Raw genomic sequence first — 19,037 nt, forward strand, 5'->3', positions numbered from 1 at the left:
TCCGCTAACTAGCGGATTTTTTTATGGCTTAAATCGATGTGCAACCGTTAAACTTTAAACTGTGCTACCGACAAGCGTAACTCTTCTGCTAAGCGCGCGACTTCATGACTAGACTCAGATGTCTGCTCTGCACCAGAAGCGGTTTCTTCAGCAATAGAGACAATAGACTCTAATAGTTTACTTATTTCGTGTGACACTTGATTCTGCTCTTTAGCCGCATCTGAAATTTGCTCACTACGGTCATGAGCAGAATGCACAGCATCAGTTATTGAATCTAATGCAGTAGTAGCAATTTCAGTTTTCTGCACACAGTTTTCGGCTTGTTTTTTACCTTTTGCCATCGCTTCAACAGCGGCATGAGCACCACTTTGCAGTACTTGGATCATAGCCTGAATTTCTTGAGTAGAGGCTTGAGTTTTGCTAGCAAGAGAACGTACCTCATCGGCAACAACCGCAAATCCTCGGCCTTGCTCACCGGCACGGGCAGCTTCAATAGCGGCATTCAGTGCTAATAAGTTAGTTTGATCAGCTATGCTGCGGATGACATCTAAGATGCTGCCAATAGAAGCGCTATCTTTATGCAACTTGTTAATGACGACCGAAGCTTGATCAACTTCATGAGATAGCTGCAAAATAATGTTTTTATTTTCTAACGAAATACCTTTTACCCGTTCGGTTTCGTTATCAGCATTTCTTATTACGATTACTGCGTCATTTGCACTTTGTAATACGCCTTGTGCGGTACTGCTCATTTCGGTGGTTGCCGTAGCGGCTTGAGTCACTTGCGATTTTTGTTCTCGAATAGCATGCGTAGTTTGCATAGTAATAGCCGACGTTTGCTCAGATGCCGCTGCAAGTTGAGTCGAGCGAGAGATAATCCCTTGAATTAATGCCTGTAAGCTCTGAATAACTTTGTTGCAGTTTGTGGCTAAGGTACCAAATTCATCCTTAGCACTATCATCTAACTTCTGGGTTAAATCACCAGAGGCTACAACGCCTAAAATATGATTCACTTTAGCCAGCGGTATAGAGATACTGCGCACCGTTAGCGTGGCAATTAAGATTGAAAATAAAATAGACAGGATCACCACGACAAATATCATCGAGATAGCGTTCGATACACTCTGCTCTGTGGCTTGTTGAATAGTTTCTGCTGCGGTACTTGCTTGGTTCAGTAGTGCATCTAAGCTTTTCATGGCAATAACGGTTTGCTCATCGGTTTGGCTTAACAGTAAGGTTGCTTGTGCCAAGCTATTTAAATGCTGTGTTTTTAATTGTGGAATACCATTGTCACTGCTTAGTAATTTACTAATATTGGTAACTTTTTCTGCTAACTCGCTAACTAAGTTAACTTGGCCAGCGGTTTCCGTTTGGATACTAGAGAATTGATTGTTAATTTCTTCTAACCGAAAGCTGATTTCATTACTTAACGTAGCAGCTGTGCTGCTAGAGGCGGTACGATTTAAGTCTATTACGCTACTAATTAAGGTGTTAATGCCGGTTTCTATTGATGTTGCTGCAGCATAGGCTTTAGGGAAGCGGCGTTGTACGTCACGGACATCGGTAAAGTCTAAGATCAACATGGCCATATTATCTGCATTATCTTCTAAGTCAGACATATCACTATTGATGGTTTCTTGAGTTTGTAGGCTAAACTGCAGCGTGCTGAATAATTGGCTAGCAATAGGCGTGAAACTGGCATAAACATCATTGGTGTTACTGGCCGCGCGCTTTAGTACGGCATCGTTAGCGACCACTTTTACTAAATTGGCATAACTATTTTCATAGGTTTTCTTTTCAACGTTAAACTGCTGTTGTAGTGTGGCTAAGTCTGACAAGGAGGTTGCATAAAAAGCGGCTTGGTTTAATTTACTCATTAAAACAAATTCGCTTTTCATAATCGCGCTTTGCTCTAAAGCAGGTATAGAAACCTGGTTTACTTCGCTTGTAGACTGACTAATACTATTTAAACTGAAATAAGAGGCGCTACCAATAATAAGTAGCAGTAGCGAGGTGATAATAAAACCACCAATCACTCTTAATTTTACAGTTAACTTCATAACAACTCCCAATATGTGCGCAATAGCCGATAGCTACAACCATGTTAATCTGGTTTTAAGATACTTAAGACGCTCAAATATACAGCTTATGTTCAGTTGCTGCCACACTATATCGCTGTTGATTATCAATACAGAAGGCAGTTAACCGATTTCCCCATACGCAACCGGTATCTAAGGCATGAATATTAGGGACAGGACTATAACCATTCAGTGCAGCCCAATGGCCAAAAAATAGTTGAGGTAAGGCTTTATCTCGACAAAATTCATACCAAGGGACTAAATCGGGTTGATTGTCGGGATGACCTTTATGCTTTAACTCTAAGGCTCCGCTAGTAGAACAAAAGCGCATGCGGGTACAAGTGTTAATGGTATAACGCCAGCGCTGCTCTGGCGTGTTGGCTTTAGCAAAGCGGTGCGGTTTATTACCATACATATTTTGCAGTAAGTACAATGGCTGTTGCTGTAATTGCTGTTGCACCTCGGATGCCATCGTTAAGGCATCAGATAATTGCCAGTCAGGCGCTAAACCGGCATGAACCATCATGGCATTACGCTGCGGACAAACATGGATTAATGGCTGTTGTCTTAGCCAATTAACTAATTGCTCAACATTTTCGGCTTCAAGTAATGGCTGAAGTTGATCTTTAGGGTTTACCTCACTAACCCCGTAGTGGCAGGCAATAAAGTGTAAATCGTGATTGCCTAACACTACTTGAGCGACATCACCTAAATTATAAATAAAATTAAGGCATTCTAGTGACTGCGGGCCTCGCGCGACAAGATCGCCACAAAACCATAACTTATCTCGTTCGGGTGCAAAGTTGATATGCTGTAATAAACGTTGTAACGGCTCATAACAACCTTGTAAATCACCAATAACGTAGGTAGCCATTACTTTAAGCTGCTAGTAGTTGAGGATGCCATTAATTTAAAATGTTAGGCATAGCAAGACGAAATAATGGAATAGTCGCGGTTACGGCTTCTTTTTGCGCGGTAATCAGCTCGTAATGGCCTTGCATAGTGCCAACGGGAGTTTCTAATACTGCGCCGCTGGTATAGCGATAACTGCTGCCTGGAGCCAGTTGCGGTTGCTCGCCTACCACGCCATCACCGCTAACCTCTGTTTGTTTACCGTTGGCGTCGTTAATTAACCAGTAGCGGCGTAAAAGTTGTAAAGTATCACTGGTTAAATTGCGGATGGTTATAGTGTAGGCAAACACATAACGTTCTGCTGCCGGATCAGATTGTGCAGCAATATAAAAAGTTTCTACCTCAACCGGAACGTTGAAATGCGAACTCATTTATTAATCTCCTGCTGATGTAGCCACTGGGCAAGACGGACAAAGTCTTCGACGGCGAGTTGTTCAGGACGCAAGCCTGGATTTAGGCCTAATTGTTCTAAATCTTCTGCAGTAGCTATATTACTAAAACAGTTGCGCAGAGTTTTACGCCGTTGATTGAAGGCTTCTAAACACACCCGGTTTAATACTTCTGCTGGGACATCTGGCCGCTCTGATACTGGGCGCGGTATTAAGCGGACAACGGCTGAGTCAACCTTAGGAGCCGGCTTAAACGCGCCTGGGCCAACCTCAACCACTGGCATTGCATGACAAAAAAACTGGGTCATAACACTTAAACGGCCAAAAGCTTTACTGCCATGGCTAGCACTCATGCGCATCACGACTTCTTTTTGCAGCATAAAATGCATATTTTCAATTTGGTCAGCATATTGAAATAAATGAAATAGTAATGGGGTTGAAATGTTGTAGGGCAAATTACCAAACACTTTCATTTTTTTATCTGTTGGTACTAAGCTAGCAAAATCAAACTTCATGGCATCAGCTTGATGCACAGTAAGCTTATCAGCTAATGTTGGATGCTGTTGTAAGCGCTGGGCTAAGTCGCGGTCTAGCTCAATTACCGTTAGATGACCTGACTTTTCAGCAACGGGTTCAGTTAAAGCACCTAAGCCTGGGCCTATTTCGACTAAAAAGTCGTGTGGTTTTGGCGCAATTGCTTTAACAATGCGATCAATAACGTGCGGGTCATGTAAAAAGTTCTGGCCAAAGCGCTTACGGGCACGATGGCCCTGGTGTACATTATCAGTCATGAGTTAAGTTCGTTTTTGTGGCCAAGTGAATGGCTTGATGGACAGCATGAAATAAGCTGCCAGTATCGGCTTTGCCTGTAGCGGCTAAATCAATCGCGGTGCCATGGTCTACAGAGGTACGGATCAGTGGCAAGCCAAGGCTAATATTAACCGATTTACCAAAGCCCATATATTTAAGCACCGGTAAACCTTGGTCGTGATACATGGCTAATACGGCATCGGCATGCTGTAAGTATTTAGGTTGAAACAGGGTATCGGCAGGTAAAGGGCCAATTAAGTTCATGCCTTCTGCCCGCAATTCATTTAGGGCAGGGATCATAATATCTATTTCCTCTCGACCTAAATGACCGTCTTCACCAGCATGGGGATTTAAGCCACAGACATAAATTTTAGGATCTGCAATGGCAAATTTGTGTTTCAGATCATGATGCAATATTCGAGTGACATTGATTAATCTATCGCGGGTAATGGCTTTAGCAACATACGCTAACGGAATATGAGTCGTGGCTAACGCGACCCTTAGCCCTTCTGTTGCCAGCATCATGACTACATGCGCTGAGTTGGACAATAAAGCAAAAAACTCAGTATGACCACTAAAAGGGATACCAGATTTATTGATAATACCTTTATGCACAGGCCCGGTGACAATAGCGTCAAACTCACCATTGATTGCAGCTTCACCCGCATAATTTAAGGTGCTCACCACATATTGACCATTAGCCGGATTTAATTGTCCAGCTACTACTGGTTCTTCTATCGCAAAGTCGGCTATGGTTAAAGTACCAGCGGCTTGTGGTGTCGCTATTTCAGCTTTGTTATAAGGAATAATCCGCAAAGGCAGGTTAAGCTGTGCAGCACGTTGCTGCATTAAGTCGGCATTGGCACAAACGACCAGTTGCACTGGCCAATCTTGCTGCGCCAGTGCAATCACTAAATCTGGGCCTATACCTGCTGGTTCTCCAGGTGTAATACCAATGCGTAATGTCATTAATCCTCCGACATCACTTCAATATGCGCATCGTTACGTAGCTCACGTAAAAAGTTTGCTGACTCTTCAGCATAGCGACGATTAAATATCATTCGGTATATTTGCTCACTCTTTTTATCGGCAGTAGCATCCATAGTGCGCTTATCAAGTACTTGCGCGATGTGCCAACCATGTTCGGTACGAAATGGCTCACTAATTTCATTCTGTTGTAAGCGATTAAGGGTATCTTTAAATGCCGGTACAAAAACACTTGGATCGCTCCAACCTAAATCGCCACCATTGAGTTTAGAACCTGGATCTTCAGAGTACTCTTTAGCTAATTCTGCAAAATCGGCTTCACCGGCACGTAATTTAGCTGCAAATTCTACTAGCATAGACCGAGCACGGTCTTCACTAAGAATTATAGAAGGTTTAATTAAGATGTGACGTGATTTAACTTCTTGAATTTCTGCGACGTTTTCGCCACGAATATCAAAAATAGTTAGGATATGAAAACCAGCGCCTGAGCGCAGCGGGCCAATAATATCGGTTTTCTTTCTACCACGAATGGCTTCAGAAAACAGCGTCGGCATTTCGTTAATATTTTGCCAACCTAAATCACCGCCTTCTAAAGCATTACTGCCTGACGATGAAGCAATAGCAATACGTTTAAAGTCACTACCATCTCGTAATAACGCTAACACTTTATCTGCGCGCTCTTTCGCCGCTTGAATATCGTCGTTAGTAGCTTGATTGGGGATAGTGATTAAAATATGGCCAAGATTATACTGCTCATTAACAGCACCTTGTTCTTCCATAATTTTCATTAGGGTTTCAACTTCTTTCGGGCTGATATAAATACGACGTTGCACATTGGCACGAACTACTTCACCCGTAATCATTTCTTCACGTAAGCGCTCACGAAAGCGTTCAAAATCGCCTTCATCCGCTGTTACTTTCTGCCGAAAAGCGTCTAAAGATAAATTCTCGCCTTGGGCTATATTACGAATAGTATCATCTAACTGAGCGTCACTAATTTGTAAGCCCATACGCTGGCCTAGTTGCAATTGGATGCTGGTCAGAATTAAACGCTCTAAGGCTTGGGTATGCAGAGCACTGTCCGAAGGCAGGGTTTGATTTTGCGCTGCTGCATTACGTTTAACTCGATTAATAACCTCACTGACATCGCTTTTTAATACCACGCCATTATCAACGACAGCTGCAATGCGATCAATTTCACGCTCTTGCGCGTTCAAAGCAAAACTGCCACTACACAACAGCGCTATGGCAATGATTTTAGATAACTTCATATAATCCTACATCAATTAGTGAGTAAATATGGCCGACGATAACTAAATATCCCATTAGATAACATATCGCTGACACCAAAGCCGGCGCTGTCGCCAAAGCCTTTAAGTACAAACTGTAAGCCGATACTGCTATCAAGCTTACTGGTCTGAGTGAAGTTGCCAATTGGCAACTCCAGATCGGTAATAATTTGCCGTTTAGCAACAAGTCGTATGGCCCAGCAGCAGGATTCATACTGCAAACCTAAACTAGCATCTATCATACGGTGATTTGTTACATCGCGATAGTAACTGCCTACCAACTGAACATTATCGCTAACAGGTACTGCGCCTAAGACACCAAGTTGTTGGATCTCCAAACCTGAGACTGCTCGGCTGTACCGATGGTTCAATTGAAACAAACTTTTGTCACTAGAGCGGTAATCTAAAGAGGCATTACTTTTTATCAGTTTGTCACTATCGATGTCGTACTGTAAGGCTGTACTGAAATACCATTTACGATACCAATGCCAAACTAACTCTGATGCTAGCATGGATTCAGTTGATGTCAGTTCATCTTCATTCTCTGGCGTAATAGTTGGCTGCTCAAGAAAGAATATCTGGCCTAAACTAAACCTGAATAATTCATTATCGGCATTATCATAAAAACGTGATGTCCAGCCAACAGTAACTTGATTAGCTTGATTAATCCGGTCTAAACCAGAATAACGGTTTTGTCTAAATAAGCCGTAATAATCGTCTTGTAATCGAGTGGTATCATATAAGCCAATATCGGTTTGGTCGCGATAAGGAATATACAGATACTGTATTTGTGGTTCAAATGTCTGCAAGGCAGGCTCGCCGAACCAATCGTATTCACGCTCTAAATTAAGTCGGCTGTGTAGGCGAAATTTTGGCACGGTACGGTTTACACTAGTGCTAACACCACTAATATGGTCGGCAGCAGTTTGTTGATAATAGGTATAAAGCAAGCTGGCTTGTGCCGTTACTTCTAACGCAGGAGTAATAAATGGGATCTCAATCGTTGGCTGTAGATGCACCCGATCCGCCGCCGTAATGTCAGCATCTTGATTAATAAAATGCGCATATTGGGCTTGCCAAGATAAGTTAACATTTGGCAATAAAGTAATAGGGCTTGCTGACTTTAACTGTAGCTCGGGTAAGGCACTATAGGCAGAATTATAGTTACCTAAAATCTCAAAGCCTTGCACTTTTAATTGCGAATGAACGGCTTCACCATAATAACTAATAGACGCTTCGCGCAATAATTGGGTATCGCTTTGGTTTGCATAATCAGAGCCTAAGTCATTTAAATAGGCATCATCACTCACATCAGTAATATCAATATGGGCTCTAATTTTAGGGCTAAAGTCACTTAAATGACTAATATGGCCTAAATAACGTGCACCATAGTTATCGGCTTTCTCATTATCATTATCAAGGTACTCTAGTTGCATATTACCTTGATGCTGCTCGGTTAAATAACGAAAATCAGATTTAAGCTGTAAACCCCGTTTGCTCATATAGCGCGGGGTTAATGTTAAGTCATAATTAGGCGCAAGATTAAAATAATAGGGCAGTTCTAATTCCAAGCCCACTTTTTGTGAGCTGCCAATTTTGGGCAGCAATACCCCAGAGCGGCGCTGATCATTTACTGGAAAAGTTAAGTAAGGTAAATAAAATACCGGCACATCACTGATTTTAAAAACCGCATGATGCGCTTCGCCCCAACCTTCATCAGCCTCAATATTAATTTCTTTAGCATGTAAGGCCCAGCTGTTGTCTGTTGTTGGGCAAGTGGTAAATAGCGCACCCTGTAATGAGAGACCTTGTTGACTTGCGTGTAACTGTTGAGCATAGCCTCGGCCGGCTTGGGCTAAAAATTGATACTGGGCATCATCAAGCTGGGCTTTATCATTGGTCATATCGGCCGCAAAACTGCTACCGTTTACCGTAATATCCGAATTAAAATAGGCAATACCGCCAGCAGCCGTTAAACTTTGCTGGAAGCGATTATAACTGGCGTTAGGTGCTATCAGTAATGTATCGCGGTGACTGATTTCAACTTGACCGCTAAAATGAGCTGTTTGGTTGTTACTTAACTCCACCGTATTAGAATTAATATGAATAGCGGGATCGTTAATATCTAAATGCGACACAGCATCCGGTAGTAAAATCGGCTGGTAGCAGAAATTAGCAGTGGGTTGCTCAGCAAATGCGTTATAGCAAGTTGCCATGAGAGGGAAATATAAAAACAGAGCTAACCGATGTTTCATGCAGCGATTTTTGCCTTACCTTGGATTATCTTACTAATTTCGTTGATAGCTAACTTGCTATGATAAATCAATTTTAGAAATCCTGCTAATCCGATATAGTGCACAGAACAGATCAGCCATGAAATAAAGCATGTTTACGACATGCAAACAGTTAATAAGGAATAAAGGGTGTGGGGTAAAATTTTAGGAGCCTTATTTGGCTTAGCATTATTTCGTTTACCCGGTTTAGTGTTAGGCATCATGGTCGGGCACTGGTTTGATAAGGCTTATAGCCAGCAATTTGAAAAAAATGGTGGCTTTAATAGCTTGTTTAGTGAGAAAACGGATGAACAAGCTTTATTTCGTTATACCACATTTGCCACTATGGGCCACATTGCCAAAGCAATGGGTGTAGTGACGGCTGCGCATATTCAGCAAGCAACCCATTTTATGGCGCAATTAGATTTAACTGCAGAGCAACAAAAAGAAGCTCAAGCCGCTTTTCGCGATGGCAAATTAGTTAGCTTTCCGTTACGGCAGCAATTACAGGCTTTTTATCAGGTATATCGCCGACGCAAAGATGTATTACAGATATTTCTTGAAATCCAAATCAGTACTGCCTGTGCACAAGGTAAAATGCGTGATGAGCAATATTTGCTGTTACAACAAGTTGCCGGCTATTTGAATGTTAGCTCAGTGCAATTAGAGCGTTTAATCCAAGCTTTTGGTAGCCACAATAGACAGCAGCAGACAAACAGCAAGCTAAGTATTAGCGATGCATATAGGGTGCTAGGTGTCGACGCAGATATAAATGAAACCGGTTTAAAACGTGCTTACCGCAAATTAATGTCGCAGCATCATCCCGACAAGTTAATAGCACAAGGGGTGCCAAAAGAAATGCTCGAAGTGGCAAAGCAGCGCACCCAAGATATTCAAGCCGCTTATGAGCTTCTTAAACGGCATCGCAGTAATTAAAGCTTATAAACCAATAGACACTAACCAACCGTATATTTCCTGTAACACCCAGTCTTGGCTGCTTGCATCATACCCAGAACCCGTGATTAAGCGTTGGCGGTAAATAGCTTTAAAGTTTTTCTTGACTAGCTGTTGCCGCTGTTTTAGCTGGGTTAAAACAAATCTATTATCTAAACTGTTATTGATATCAAGTACCGGTATGGTGTGAGCGGCAATCGCTTCAGCTAATTGCTTATTCAATGCAAGCTCGGGTAAATAGGCCCCTACAATAATTAAAGCCATTACGTTTGGCAGTTGTTGCTCGGCATACAGTTGGTTAATTATTGCCGCACTGCTGCCTTGGGCAATAATAACAATAGCGCCAGGTTCACGACTCGCATAAGTGATTGCTGCTGCGGTACGTTGTTGTAATTGTTGCTGATAACTATCAATGCTGCTGGGGTCAAAACTAGCGATAGCGGGTGGCATTATCGATAGCGTATTCCAGCCTAGCTCAGTTAAGTTTAAGCGCAAATAATTAATGTATTTTGGGCTGGCTGCGTGTTCATTAATGTCGGCAATTAATACTACCGTGCCTTTTTGGTAGCCAGTCATGCGCGGGCGTGACAATGCCATAAATGTCGAGTCAGCGCTTAATTGTACTCGCTCAGTATCAGGAAACTGGCGTTGTAAGTCTGCTTCGATAAAGACGTTATTAGCACTAGCATAAATTGAAAAAATAGCCGCAGTGGCATAGAGAAAACTAAATACAAAAGTGGTAAGTAAATAGGTGAAATTACGCCGCATATCTATTCTTACTTAAGAAATATAAATAGATATCGGCGTGAGTTAACCAGACTTTAATCTAGTTGTGCGGTTTGTTGGTGGTTATCGTCTAGCTGTAGATATTTATTGAAGGTATATAAAATTTGAGTTTTATACTTAAACTTAATATAGCTAGGATGTTGTTCTAGCAATTGCACACTGCTATCGGGTGTTAATATAAAGCAATACTTAGTGGCTTTAAACTCCACTAATGCTTTGGCCATTTCTTGTAATTGCTCATTTTCGGCTAAGCGGGCAACTTCTGCTTCAGCATTGCAAACATGCGAATGCGCTAACAGATCCACGTTAGTAAATGGAATTTGCTCAGCCATCACTGTAGCACTACAACCCAGCGCTAACAGAGGCATTAAATATAGTGGGCGAATAGACTTTATCATTATTACTCCAGGTAACCCGGTCTCCGTCTGACGCTCCATATATAGCAGAAACTGGGTAAATAATGACCAGAAACTCTGGCGGTTTTTACTGCATATATTTGCAGACAAGGAGCATGCTACCACAGCTTTTTTCATCTGGCAGCTTTTTTGCAACTTATTATATACACAAAATAAAAAAGCCGCTGAAATTCAGCGGCTTTAATTAATTAAATATGTGGCCTAAATTAATAGGCAATATTAATTAACGTAATACAGGCTCTTTGATTTTGGCTGTTACTTTAGCCTCGATACGCTGGTTAGCACGGTGCGCTGCACGAGTACTACCTTCTACGCGAGGTTTAGTTACACCATAACCTACAGAACTAATACGTGACTCAGCAATATTAAAGTCTTGTTTTAACATCTTAGCAACGGCATCAGCACGACGTTGTGATAACTTCATGTTGTAAGCTGGGTTACCGATGTTTGAAGCATGACCTTCAATCGCTACTGTAGACTCAGGGAAACGTTGCATAAATGCACCTAAGCTTTGCACATCAAAACGCTGGTCAGCAGGTACTGCTGCAGAGTCAAATGGGAAGCGAACTTCGATATCTACGTCACCAACAGCAGCCATTTTCTCAACAAAGATAGTACAGCCATCTGGGCCAACTTTATGGTTAGCAGCAGTGTTAGGACACTTATCTTCATTGTCATTTACGCCGTCGCCATCTGTATCAACAACTTTTGCTACTACAGGAACTACTACTGGAGCAGGCGCTGGTGCAGGTGCGGCTTTCTCAACAACAGAGCCAAATAAATAGCTCATACCAATTTTAATACCAGCATCGCCATAGCTCTCGTCGATACCTTGGTAACGGTTACCTTCAGCATATAACGCTACGTTTTGGTTAAAGAAGTGCTTATAACCAACACCTACGTTTACCGCTGTAGAAGTTTGAGCTGCATCAAAGCGCTTTAAACCACCGACGATATAAATTGAAGGCATTTGTGGTAAGTGATACATAGCATCAAAACCAATACGGTTACCGTTTACGTCAGTACCATCTAGCTTAGATTGCATTTCTAAACGAGCATACTCTGCACGTAATGCCCAATGTTCATTTAGGTAGTAACCAATTTCAACACCGTAGCCCCAATCTTTTTTCATGTAATCCCAAGCAGCTGACTCGGTTTTATCAGTGTCTGGCATATAGTATTCGCCAAAGATTGAGCCAAATACACGATTTTCTTTATCGGCATCAACTGCGTGAGCAGCAAACGATCCTAATAAAGGCATAGCGACAGCGATAGCAACACATAATTTTTTAAGTTTCATCCATATCTCCTTGGGTGGAATCAATATCTCGGTATCATTGTACCGTAAATGTTAAATTGTAACTATAAAAGTAGTAAAAATTCAGCGTTTTTCAACAATGGGTATAATGTTATACGAAGTAAATGAACCTTGGATTAATAAACACTAAAATTTATTTCATTATTTATTAATTAAAAAGGACAGTGGCTACTAAATTGCATTTCTTTTTTTGATTCAGGATGCATTATTGTTAAGCTTTCTGCATGTAATTGTAGTCTATTAGCCGCCGTAAATCCTTGAGAGTGGGCATAAAACTTATCACCCAAAATAGGATGGCCAAGCCACTGCATATGCACGCGCAATTGGTGAGAACGACCGGTAACAGGGGTTAGCAAAACTCTGCTGCTATCAGTATCTTGGTTTAGTACACGATAATGGGTTAAAGAGGCTTTACCGTGCTCATAGCAGACTTTTTGTTTAGGTCGATTTGGCCAATCACATATTAAAGGTAAGTCTATACTGCCATTGTTAGTGGCGAGGTGTCCCCACACGTTAGCAATATAATGTTTTTTTGTTTCCCTAAATTGAAACTGCCAATTTAATTGCCGTTGGCTCTCTGCAGTTAAGGCCATAATAACAATACCCGATGTCGCCATATCTAAACGATGGACTAGTCTTATTTGTGGCCAAACTAATCGCGCCCGATACTCCAAGCTATCTTTATGTTCAATAGCTTTACCTGGCACGGTTAATAATCCGCTGGGTTTATTAAATACCACCAACTGTTGATCTTGATAAATGATATCGAGATAAGGTTCAGTGGGTGGTGAGTATACAAATAACATCTGCTATTAATCGCCAGTAACAATAATCAATCTTAATGCATCTAGCTTTAATCTTGCTTTGCTAACATAAGTTAATAATTGTTGTTGTTGTTCTGCTACCGCATCTATTTCATCAGCCCGTACCGAAGGGTTCAGTTGACGCAAAGCACTTAAACGCTGGTGTTGTTGGTTAAGTTGCTCAGTAACGTGTTGCACAGCTAGGCTTTGTACTTGGCTTAATTGCTGCTCGGCAAAACTACTGGCTTGACTAATTAACGGGTGTATTAGGCTTTGCAAGGCATTGACTAATTTAGACGCTGTTTGCCGGCCAATCGGTTTCAGTTGTTTATTCAGTTGCTCAAATTTAACTTTATCTGACAAGTTAGTGCCAGATTTATCTAGTAATACTCGAATGGGCGTTGCCGGCAAGTAACGGTTTAATTGCAACTGTGCTGGCGCACTGGCTTCAACAATAAAGTTAAACTCAACAAAATAGGTACCTGCGGGTAGGGCTTTATTGGCTAGAATGGCGACTGAGCTATTACCTTGTGGCTCTGTGGTTAATAAATCTAACGTGCCACGCACCATGGGGTGATCCCACGTCAGAAGCTGAATATCTTCTTGGGCTAATGCAGTAGCGCGGTCAAAGGTGACAGTGGTGCCATCCTCAGGTAACCAAGGGAAATTGCATTGCATATGATCGCCAGGTGTCAGCACTATACTGGTATCGCTATGATCATCTTGATTAACACCGAACATATCCCAAGCTTTTAGCATAAGCATTGGTAATTCAGTGCCATCATCTTGAGCATCAATCGTGTCAGCTAATTGCTGTGCTGCTGTGCCACCGCCAGAGTTAATTTCTAGCAATAAATCACGGCCTTGCTCTAATTGTTGCTTTAACGCTTGGTTGGCCGAAGTGGTAGCTGTAATAACAGTTTGTACAGCTTGCTGATCATAATTGGCTTCAGCCAATAACGATTGCAGTTTATCGGCGAACTGCTCAAATATAACGCGGCCGGTTTGGCAAGTCTGGGTAAAGGCGTTTAATCCTTGATCGTACCATTGCATTAATATCTGTTGGGCATGGTCAATAAAATACGGAACGTGGATTTGAATATCCGCTTGCTGGCCAATCCTATCTAAGCGGCCAATACGTTGTTCTAATAAGTCAGGATTTAAGGGTAAATCAAATAATACTAAATGATGAGCGAATTGAAAGTTGCGCCCTTCGCTGCCTATTTCAGAACATAACAATAATTGTGCTGCGTAATCTTCTTGAGCAAAATAAGCCGCCGCTTTATCTCGTTCTACAATACTCATGCCTTCATGAAAGACTGCAGCACGAATGCCTTCTTGAGTTCTTACCGCTTCTTCTAGTGCTATGGCGGTAGCAGCATTAGAGCAAATAAGAAGAAATTTTTCGTGTTTATGGCTTTTTAGCAAGTGTAGTAAGTGCTCAACCCGAGGATCAAATTGACACCAACTCGCGCTAGGATCTAATGCTTGAAAAATTTGCTCAGGAAATAAATGGGCATCAGCGCGTTGGGCTGCGGTTAAATCAGGATTAAAGCTGTTATGCACTTTTAATGCATTAGTATATTGCTCTGGCATGGTTAAGCCGGCAAATTGCGGTTGGCGCTTAGGGAAGCCTTTAACGCTGGCACGGCTATTTCTAAATAAAATACGACCGGTACCATGACGGTCCAGTAATTGCTCTAACAATTGCTGGCGAGCGCTAAGTTGCAACTTACTATCAGTGCTATTTAACTGGGCTAATTCCGAGCTGATATCACTCTCACTCAGGGTCTGTTGTAAAGCAGAGATAGAAGCTTCGTTAATGTCCTCTTCGCCTAATAAAGGCTTAGCAACAGTAGCAATGTGCTGATAATTTTTTTCTTCAGCAACAAATTGCTCATAGCTGTGAAAGCGATCCGAGTCCAGTAGTTTTAAGCGCGCAAAATGACTTTGATGGCCTAATTGATCGGGTGTCGCCGTTAGCAATATTAAGCCAGCAGTTTTTTCTGCTAGCTCGCTAATTCGCAAATAATCTTCACTCGGTGCGTCTGGTTGCCATTGTAAATGATGTGCTTCATCAACAACTAATAAATCCCACTGACTTTCTAACGCTTGTTGATGCCAACGCGGTGAATTCTTTAAAAAGTTTAAACTACACAGTACCAGTTGTTCAGTGTCAAACGGATTAGCGGTATCTAAACTAGCTTGCTCGCAACGTTCTTGATCGAAAATAGCAAAATGTAAATTAAAGCGGCGCAGCATTTCTACTAACCATTGATGTTGTAATGTTTCAGGCACTACAATCAATATTCTACTGGCTAAGCCACTAATAATTTGTTGATGAATAATTAAGCCCGCTTCAATGGTTTTACCTAAACCGACTTCATCGGCCAGTAATACTCGTGGCGCATGCCGCTTTGCTACTGTGTTGGCAATGTGTAACTGATGCGGAATTAAACTGATCCGGGCGCCCACTAAACCCTGCAACGGGTTTTGTTGTTGCTGGTGAATGTGTTGCCACGCTTGATAACGTAAAGTAAACCAATCAAAGCGATCAATTTGGCCGGCAAATAAGCGATCTTGTGGTTTACTAAAACTAATAAAATGATCCAAAAAGGTTTCGCGCAGCTCAATATATTCTTCGGTATCGCTGCGCTGACCACAATAAATTAAATTCTCATGTTGTTGCTTAATCGCGCTTACATGCACTTTAAAGCCATCGGCACTGCTAATTTCATCGCCAACATTAAAAGTCACTCGCGTTAACGGGGCTTCTGCTTGGGCATAATACCGAGTGTCACCACTTGCTGGAAATAATAAGGTCAACATACGACCTTCTAAGGCAACGACAGTGCCTAACCCTAAATCTGATTCTGTATCACTAATCCAACGCTGGCCAAGAGCAAACTTCATTACATACCACATCAACAAAAAAGCGGGGCGCTATAGTACTAAAAATCCCATGTTTCTGCACCTAGTATTAAAGCTAGAAAAGTCTTATTTGAATAAAGAGAATTATTATAAGGTTTAATCATACAGTTACATTAAATTGACTTATCCGTTTGATCAACTAGTCTAATTTATGAGCCTCACCCCTTATTTTTATGTGCAAAGGAGTTGCATGAAAAACCCAGTTTATACTGAATACAAACGCGCAAGAATAATCGGTATTATTTTAATTATAGCCTTATCTATATTTGGGGCATTTGCCCACTATTTAAGAGCGGTGGATGATAGTGTACTGCAAACTAAACTGCGTCTAAATAGTGCCAGTAGCCAAATAGACACTAAGTTTAGTGCTTTACTGGCTTATGCCACTGCCTTGCAAAAGACAGCTCAATTAAAATTATTATTACCGGTTCCGCCTGCGGAGATTAGCCTGCCGCTATTATCTTTTACGGATGCCGAAACAGTGAACGTCGCGTTAACCGATATTGAGCATCCGCTAAGTGCAGAGTTAAATATGTTGCAGCAGCTGCAACCGTATTTTGATTTGGTCACTGAGGTGCAGCCGTTTATTAGTAATATTTATTATATTTCTGAACAAGGTTATGCCTACAACGGCTTAGTACGTTGGCCTGATTATATTGCTGAACAAATATTAAGTTGGCAAAGCGGAATTGATCAGGGAACCACATATAATCGAGAAACCACCTTTCATGCTCAATTTATGCAAGATCAGTCGGTGTTACAGGTACCCTTATATGAAGATGATAAAAAACTCGGTCGGTTTTTATTTGCATTAGATTTAAAGCAATTATTAAAGCCGGTTTACGCTTTATATGCCAATACCGATTTAATGTTATTGGATCAAGCTGGAAACTTAATACCGCATTCAACGTCACGCAACTTGCCACAAATAGATCAGCATCTAATCCATGTCCAACGCTTAGCCAACACGCCCTGGTCACTGGCGGTGTTAGAGCCAAAAACCAGTTTATTTACCTCAGGCTTAAATATGTTTGTCTGGCATCTAGTAAGTTATCTGGTTTTATTATCGATATTATTTTTCTTAATGCATTATCGCTTTAAACGCCGAGTAGTCTCACCGGTAAATCGTTTATTTATTCATATCGAACGCTTAGGCAAAAGTGATGTGCAGGGGGTAAGGCATATTCCACTGGGTTGGAATGATATATTTGATAAAGTGTACCGGCTTACTCAACAAGACAAAAACTGAAAATAACCGATTTAAAATAAGCGATAATCCGTTTGACCGTTACTCATATACAGCCGATATTGTGGGCTTATTTCACCTACCGCTAATAATGCCGGTCCGGTAGCATCAACTAATATATAAGCTTGACCATTGATCATCGTTGTTGCATCAGTCGAAGGTGTTGCCGCTGCCAATGACAATGGCAGCCAGCAACTGATTAAATTATGTAAAAATTAGCATTTATTTCGCTAACATAAATTTACGCCGAAACAATACCAAGCCCAGACCAAGCAGAGTCAATATACCGCTACTACCACTAGATACGCCAACACCGACACCAACGGTTGTGCTACTGCCAAAATGATTATCGCGCTGATAATCTTCTAGCGGTAACCGATCTAAGCTGCTGTCATCATAGCCCGAGATCTCGGCGACTAAATAACCGCTGCTAGCATCAAATATACGAATAGTCAGTACATATTCATCCCGAGGATAATCGCGTTGTAACACCGTATCTATGGCTAACCAGTCGTCATTACGCTGGCCATAAAGCTCAAAAACAGAGCTGGTATAAAATATATATTCGTTGCCGTAACGAGGCTGTAAACTATACTCGGCAAACACTTGGACATAGGCATCAGAGGTATCAGCATCTATATCTACTTCTAAGCGATGATAATAGCCATTATCATTAATATCGCGGCTTAAACGTAAATCAATACTATGAAACCAGACATAGCTTTCATAAGCTTGCGTAGTGATGTCAGAGCCGCGAGTGTTTTGTGCCTTTAAGGCTAACTGGCTTACATCAGGTACACCGAGTCGCTCGGTTGTTACTGCTAGTGCTTGTTCTGCGCTATACGCTGGTACAGTGAGAGCAATAAACAGTATGATACATTGCAGCAAGTTTTTCATATCAGATTCTCCATTTGCTTTGATACTATTACAGGCTAACGGCATGAATATCGGCTGAATTTAAACGTAAAGAACAGGTAAAGACATGAAATTAGTACGTAGCTTAACAGTAGAACAACCGATAAGTGCTATTGAACTACTAGCAAAAGCCTTACCTGAATTATCAAAAGGCCGCTTAAAAGATGCGATGGCAAAAGGCGCGGTATTGCTGCATACCAAACCGAAAAAACGTTTAAGACGGGCGCAAACGGCGTTACAACCAGGGCAGAAGTTAGAAATACATTATGACGACGACTTGCTACAACGGCAATGTGATAGCGCGGTATTGTTGCATGATATGCAAGGCTATAGCGTTTGGTTTAAGCCGGCCGCTATGTTATCGCAAGGCAATGAGTGGGGTGATCATTTAGCTTTGTTGCGCGCCGTAGAGTTGCATTTTGAGCATAAAAGGCAAGTGTTTTTATTACATCGATTAGATAGAGAAGCCAGCGGATTAGTATTGTTTGCCCATTCAAAAAAAATGGCCGCCGCTTTTAGTAAAATGATTGCCGAACAAACAATTGATAAGTATTACCGGATAGCGGTTAAAGGCCAGTTGGCTACCGAGTTACAGCAACAAGCGAAAATCACCTTGCCCTTAGATGGCAAAGCTTGTGAAACCCAGTTTAGTGACGTTAGTTACCATGCTGACTTAAACCAAAGCAAGCTGCGAGTTAAACTGATTTCAGGCCGAAAACATCAAATTCGCCGTCATTTTGCTGCGTTAGAACACCCCATAATGGGCGATCCTATGTATGGCAGTGATAATAAAGATAGTAAAGGTTTGGCCTTGCAAGCGGTGGGGATAAGCTTTACTTGTCCGCAAAGCAAACAGCGGCAAAATATTACGTTACCAGCTAATTTACAGCATGTTTCAGTGTAAATTAGCGTTGTGACGACTCGCTGGGT

17 protein-coding genes are annotated in these 19,037 nt (G+C 41.6%); 3 read left to right on the top strand and 14 right to left on the bottom strand.

Features of this window, described 5'->3' with window-relative positions:
• Positions 1 to 47 precede the first annotated feature (47 nt).
• The 7 genes from BI198_RS02840 to lptD all read right to left on the bottom strand — a co-directional run bounded on the left by BI198_RS02840 (position 48) and on the right by lptD (position 8,720).
• On the bottom strand, positions 48 to 2,060 hold the full coding sequence (locus BI198_RS02840) for a methyl-accepting chemotaxis protein (RefSeq protein WP_070048193.1): 2,013 nt from the start codon (positions 2,058 to 2,060) through the stop codon (positions 48 to 50).
• A 73-nt stretch (positions 2,061 to 2,133) separates the two neighbouring features.
• Complete coding sequence (locus tag BI198_RS02845; protein WP_070048194.1) at positions 2,134 to 2,952, bottom strand: symmetrical bis(5'-nucleosyl)-tetraphosphatase; 819 nt, start codon at positions 2,950 to 2,952, stop codon at positions 2,134 to 2,136.
• Positions 2,953 to 2,983: 31 nt separating this feature from the next.
• Positions 2,984 to 3,361 carry a Co2+/Mg2+ efflux protein ApaG gene (apaG, locus tag BI198_RS02850; RefSeq protein ID WP_070048195.1) on the bottom strand — a complete coding sequence of 126 codons (378 nt, stop codon included), beginning with the start codon at positions 3,359 to 3,361 and terminating at the stop codon, positions 2,984 to 2,986.
• The gene (gene rsmA, locus BI198_RS02855; protein ID WP_070048196.1) at positions 3,358 to 4,170 is read right to left on the bottom strand and encodes a 16S rRNA (adenine(1518)-N(6)/adenine(1519)-N(6))-dimethyltransferase RsmA; all 813 of its coding nucleotides are present in this window, start codon (positions 4,168 to 4,170) and stop codon (positions 3,358 to 3,360) included. The genes apaG and rsmA overlap by 4 nt, the downstream gene beginning before the upstream one ends.
• Positions 4,163 to 5,158, bottom strand: coding sequence for a 4-hydroxythreonine-4-phosphate dehydrogenase PdxA (pdxA, locus tag BI198_RS02860; RefSeq protein ID WP_070048197.1), 996 nt, complete (start codon positions 5,156 to 5,158; stop codon positions 4,163 to 4,165). The genes rsmA and pdxA overlap by 8 nt, the downstream gene beginning before the upstream one ends.
• Positions 5,158 to 6,447, bottom strand: a complete 1,290-nt coding sequence (surA, locus tag BI198_RS02865; protein ID WP_070048198.1) for a peptidylprolyl isomerase SurA — start codon at positions 6,445 to 6,447, stop codon at positions 5,158 to 5,160. Before surA ends, pdxA begins: the two co-directional genes overlap by 1 nt.
• 11 nt (positions 6,448 to 6,458) lie before the next feature.
• Complete coding sequence (gene lptD, locus BI198_RS02870) at positions 6,459 to 8,720, bottom strand: LPS assembly protein LptD (RefSeq protein WP_070048199.1); 2,262 nt, start codon at positions 8,718 to 8,720, stop codon at positions 6,459 to 6,461.
• 168 nt (positions 8,721 to 8,888) lie between these two features.
• Here lptD and djlA point away from each other — a divergent pair, with 168 nt between their 5' ends.
• Positions 8,889 to 9,674 (top strand): co-chaperone DjlA, encoded by a 786-nt coding sequence (djlA, locus tag BI198_RS02875; protein ID WP_070048200.1) that lies wholly within the window; start codon positions 8,889 to 8,891, stop codon positions 9,672 to 9,674.
• 3 nt (positions 9,675 to 9,677) lie between these two features.
• Here the strand turns inward: djlA and BI198_RS02880 are convergent, their stop codons facing one another.
• From BI198_RS02880 to rapA, 5 genes are all read right to left on the bottom strand, one after another.
• The gene (locus BI198_RS02880) at positions 9,678 to 10,460 is read right to left on the bottom strand and encodes a DUF3530 family protein (RefSeq protein WP_070048201.1); all 783 of its coding nucleotides are present in this window, start codon (positions 10,458 to 10,460) and stop codon (positions 9,678 to 9,680) included.
• Positions 10,461 to 10,513: 53 nt separating this feature from the next.
• Positions 10,514 to 10,876, bottom strand: a complete 363-nt coding sequence (locus tag BI198_RS02885) for a hypothetical protein (protein ID WP_070048202.1) — start codon at positions 10,874 to 10,876, stop codon at positions 10,514 to 10,516.
• 241 nt (positions 10,877 to 11,117) lie between these two features.
• Entirely contained in the window at positions 11,118 to 12,194 is a 1,077-nt protein-coding gene (locus BI198_RS02890) for an OmpA family protein (RefSeq protein ID WP_070048203.1), read from the bottom strand.
• Between the two features lie 170 nt (positions 12,195 to 12,364).
• A complete protein-coding gene (gene rluA / locus BI198_RS02895) occupies positions 12,365 to 13,018 on the bottom strand; it encodes a bifunctional tRNA pseudouridine(32) synthase/23S rRNA pseudouridine(746) synthase RluA (RefSeq protein WP_070048204.1) in 654 nt (217 codons plus the stop codon).
• 6 nt (positions 13,019 to 13,024) lie between these two features.
• A complete protein-coding gene (rapA, locus tag BI198_RS02900; RefSeq protein WP_070048205.1) occupies positions 13,025 to 15,928 on the bottom strand; it encodes an RNA polymerase-associated protein RapA in 2,904 nt (967 codons plus the stop codon).
• Between the two features lie 208 nt (positions 15,929 to 16,136).
• Between rapA and BI198_RS02905 the strand changes: the two genes are divergently transcribed.
• Positions 16,137 to 17,195 (top strand): cache domain-containing protein, encoded by a 1,059-nt coding sequence (locus BI198_RS02905; RefSeq protein WP_070048206.1) that lies wholly within the window; start codon positions 16,137 to 16,139, stop codon positions 17,193 to 17,195.
• 11 nt (positions 17,196 to 17,206) lie between these two features.
• On the opposite strand, the gene BI198_RS15970 is transcribed toward BI198_RS02905, so the two are convergent.
• Together BI198_RS15970 and BI198_RS02910 are read right to left on the bottom strand one after the other, a co-directional pair.
• Positions 17,207 to 17,374, bottom strand: coding sequence for a hypothetical protein (locus tag BI198_RS15970; protein ID WP_158007082.1), 168 nt, complete (start codon positions 17,372 to 17,374; stop codon positions 17,207 to 17,209).
• Between the two features lie 40 nt (positions 17,375 to 17,414).
• On the bottom strand, positions 17,415 to 18,089 hold the full coding sequence (locus tag BI198_RS02910) for a choice-of-anchor H family protein (RefSeq protein ID WP_141728829.1): 675 nt from the start codon (positions 18,087 to 18,089) through the stop codon (positions 17,415 to 17,417).
• A gap of 85 nt (positions 18,090 to 18,174) precedes the next feature.
• Between BI198_RS02910 and BI198_RS02915 the strand changes: the two genes are divergently transcribed.
• Positions 18,175 to 19,011 carry an RluA family pseudouridine synthase gene (locus BI198_RS02915; RefSeq protein ID WP_070048208.1) on the top strand — a complete coding sequence of 279 codons (837 nt, stop codon included), beginning with the start codon at positions 18,175 to 18,177 and terminating at the stop codon, positions 19,009 to 19,011.
• The last annotated feature ends 26 nt before the right edge of the window (positions 19,012 to 19,037 follow it).

Source organism: Rheinheimera salexigens, from assembly GCF_001752395.1.
GTDB classification, from domain to species: domain Bacteria; phylum Pseudomonadota; class Gammaproteobacteria; order Enterobacterales; family Alteromonadaceae; genus Alishewanella; species Alishewanella salexigens.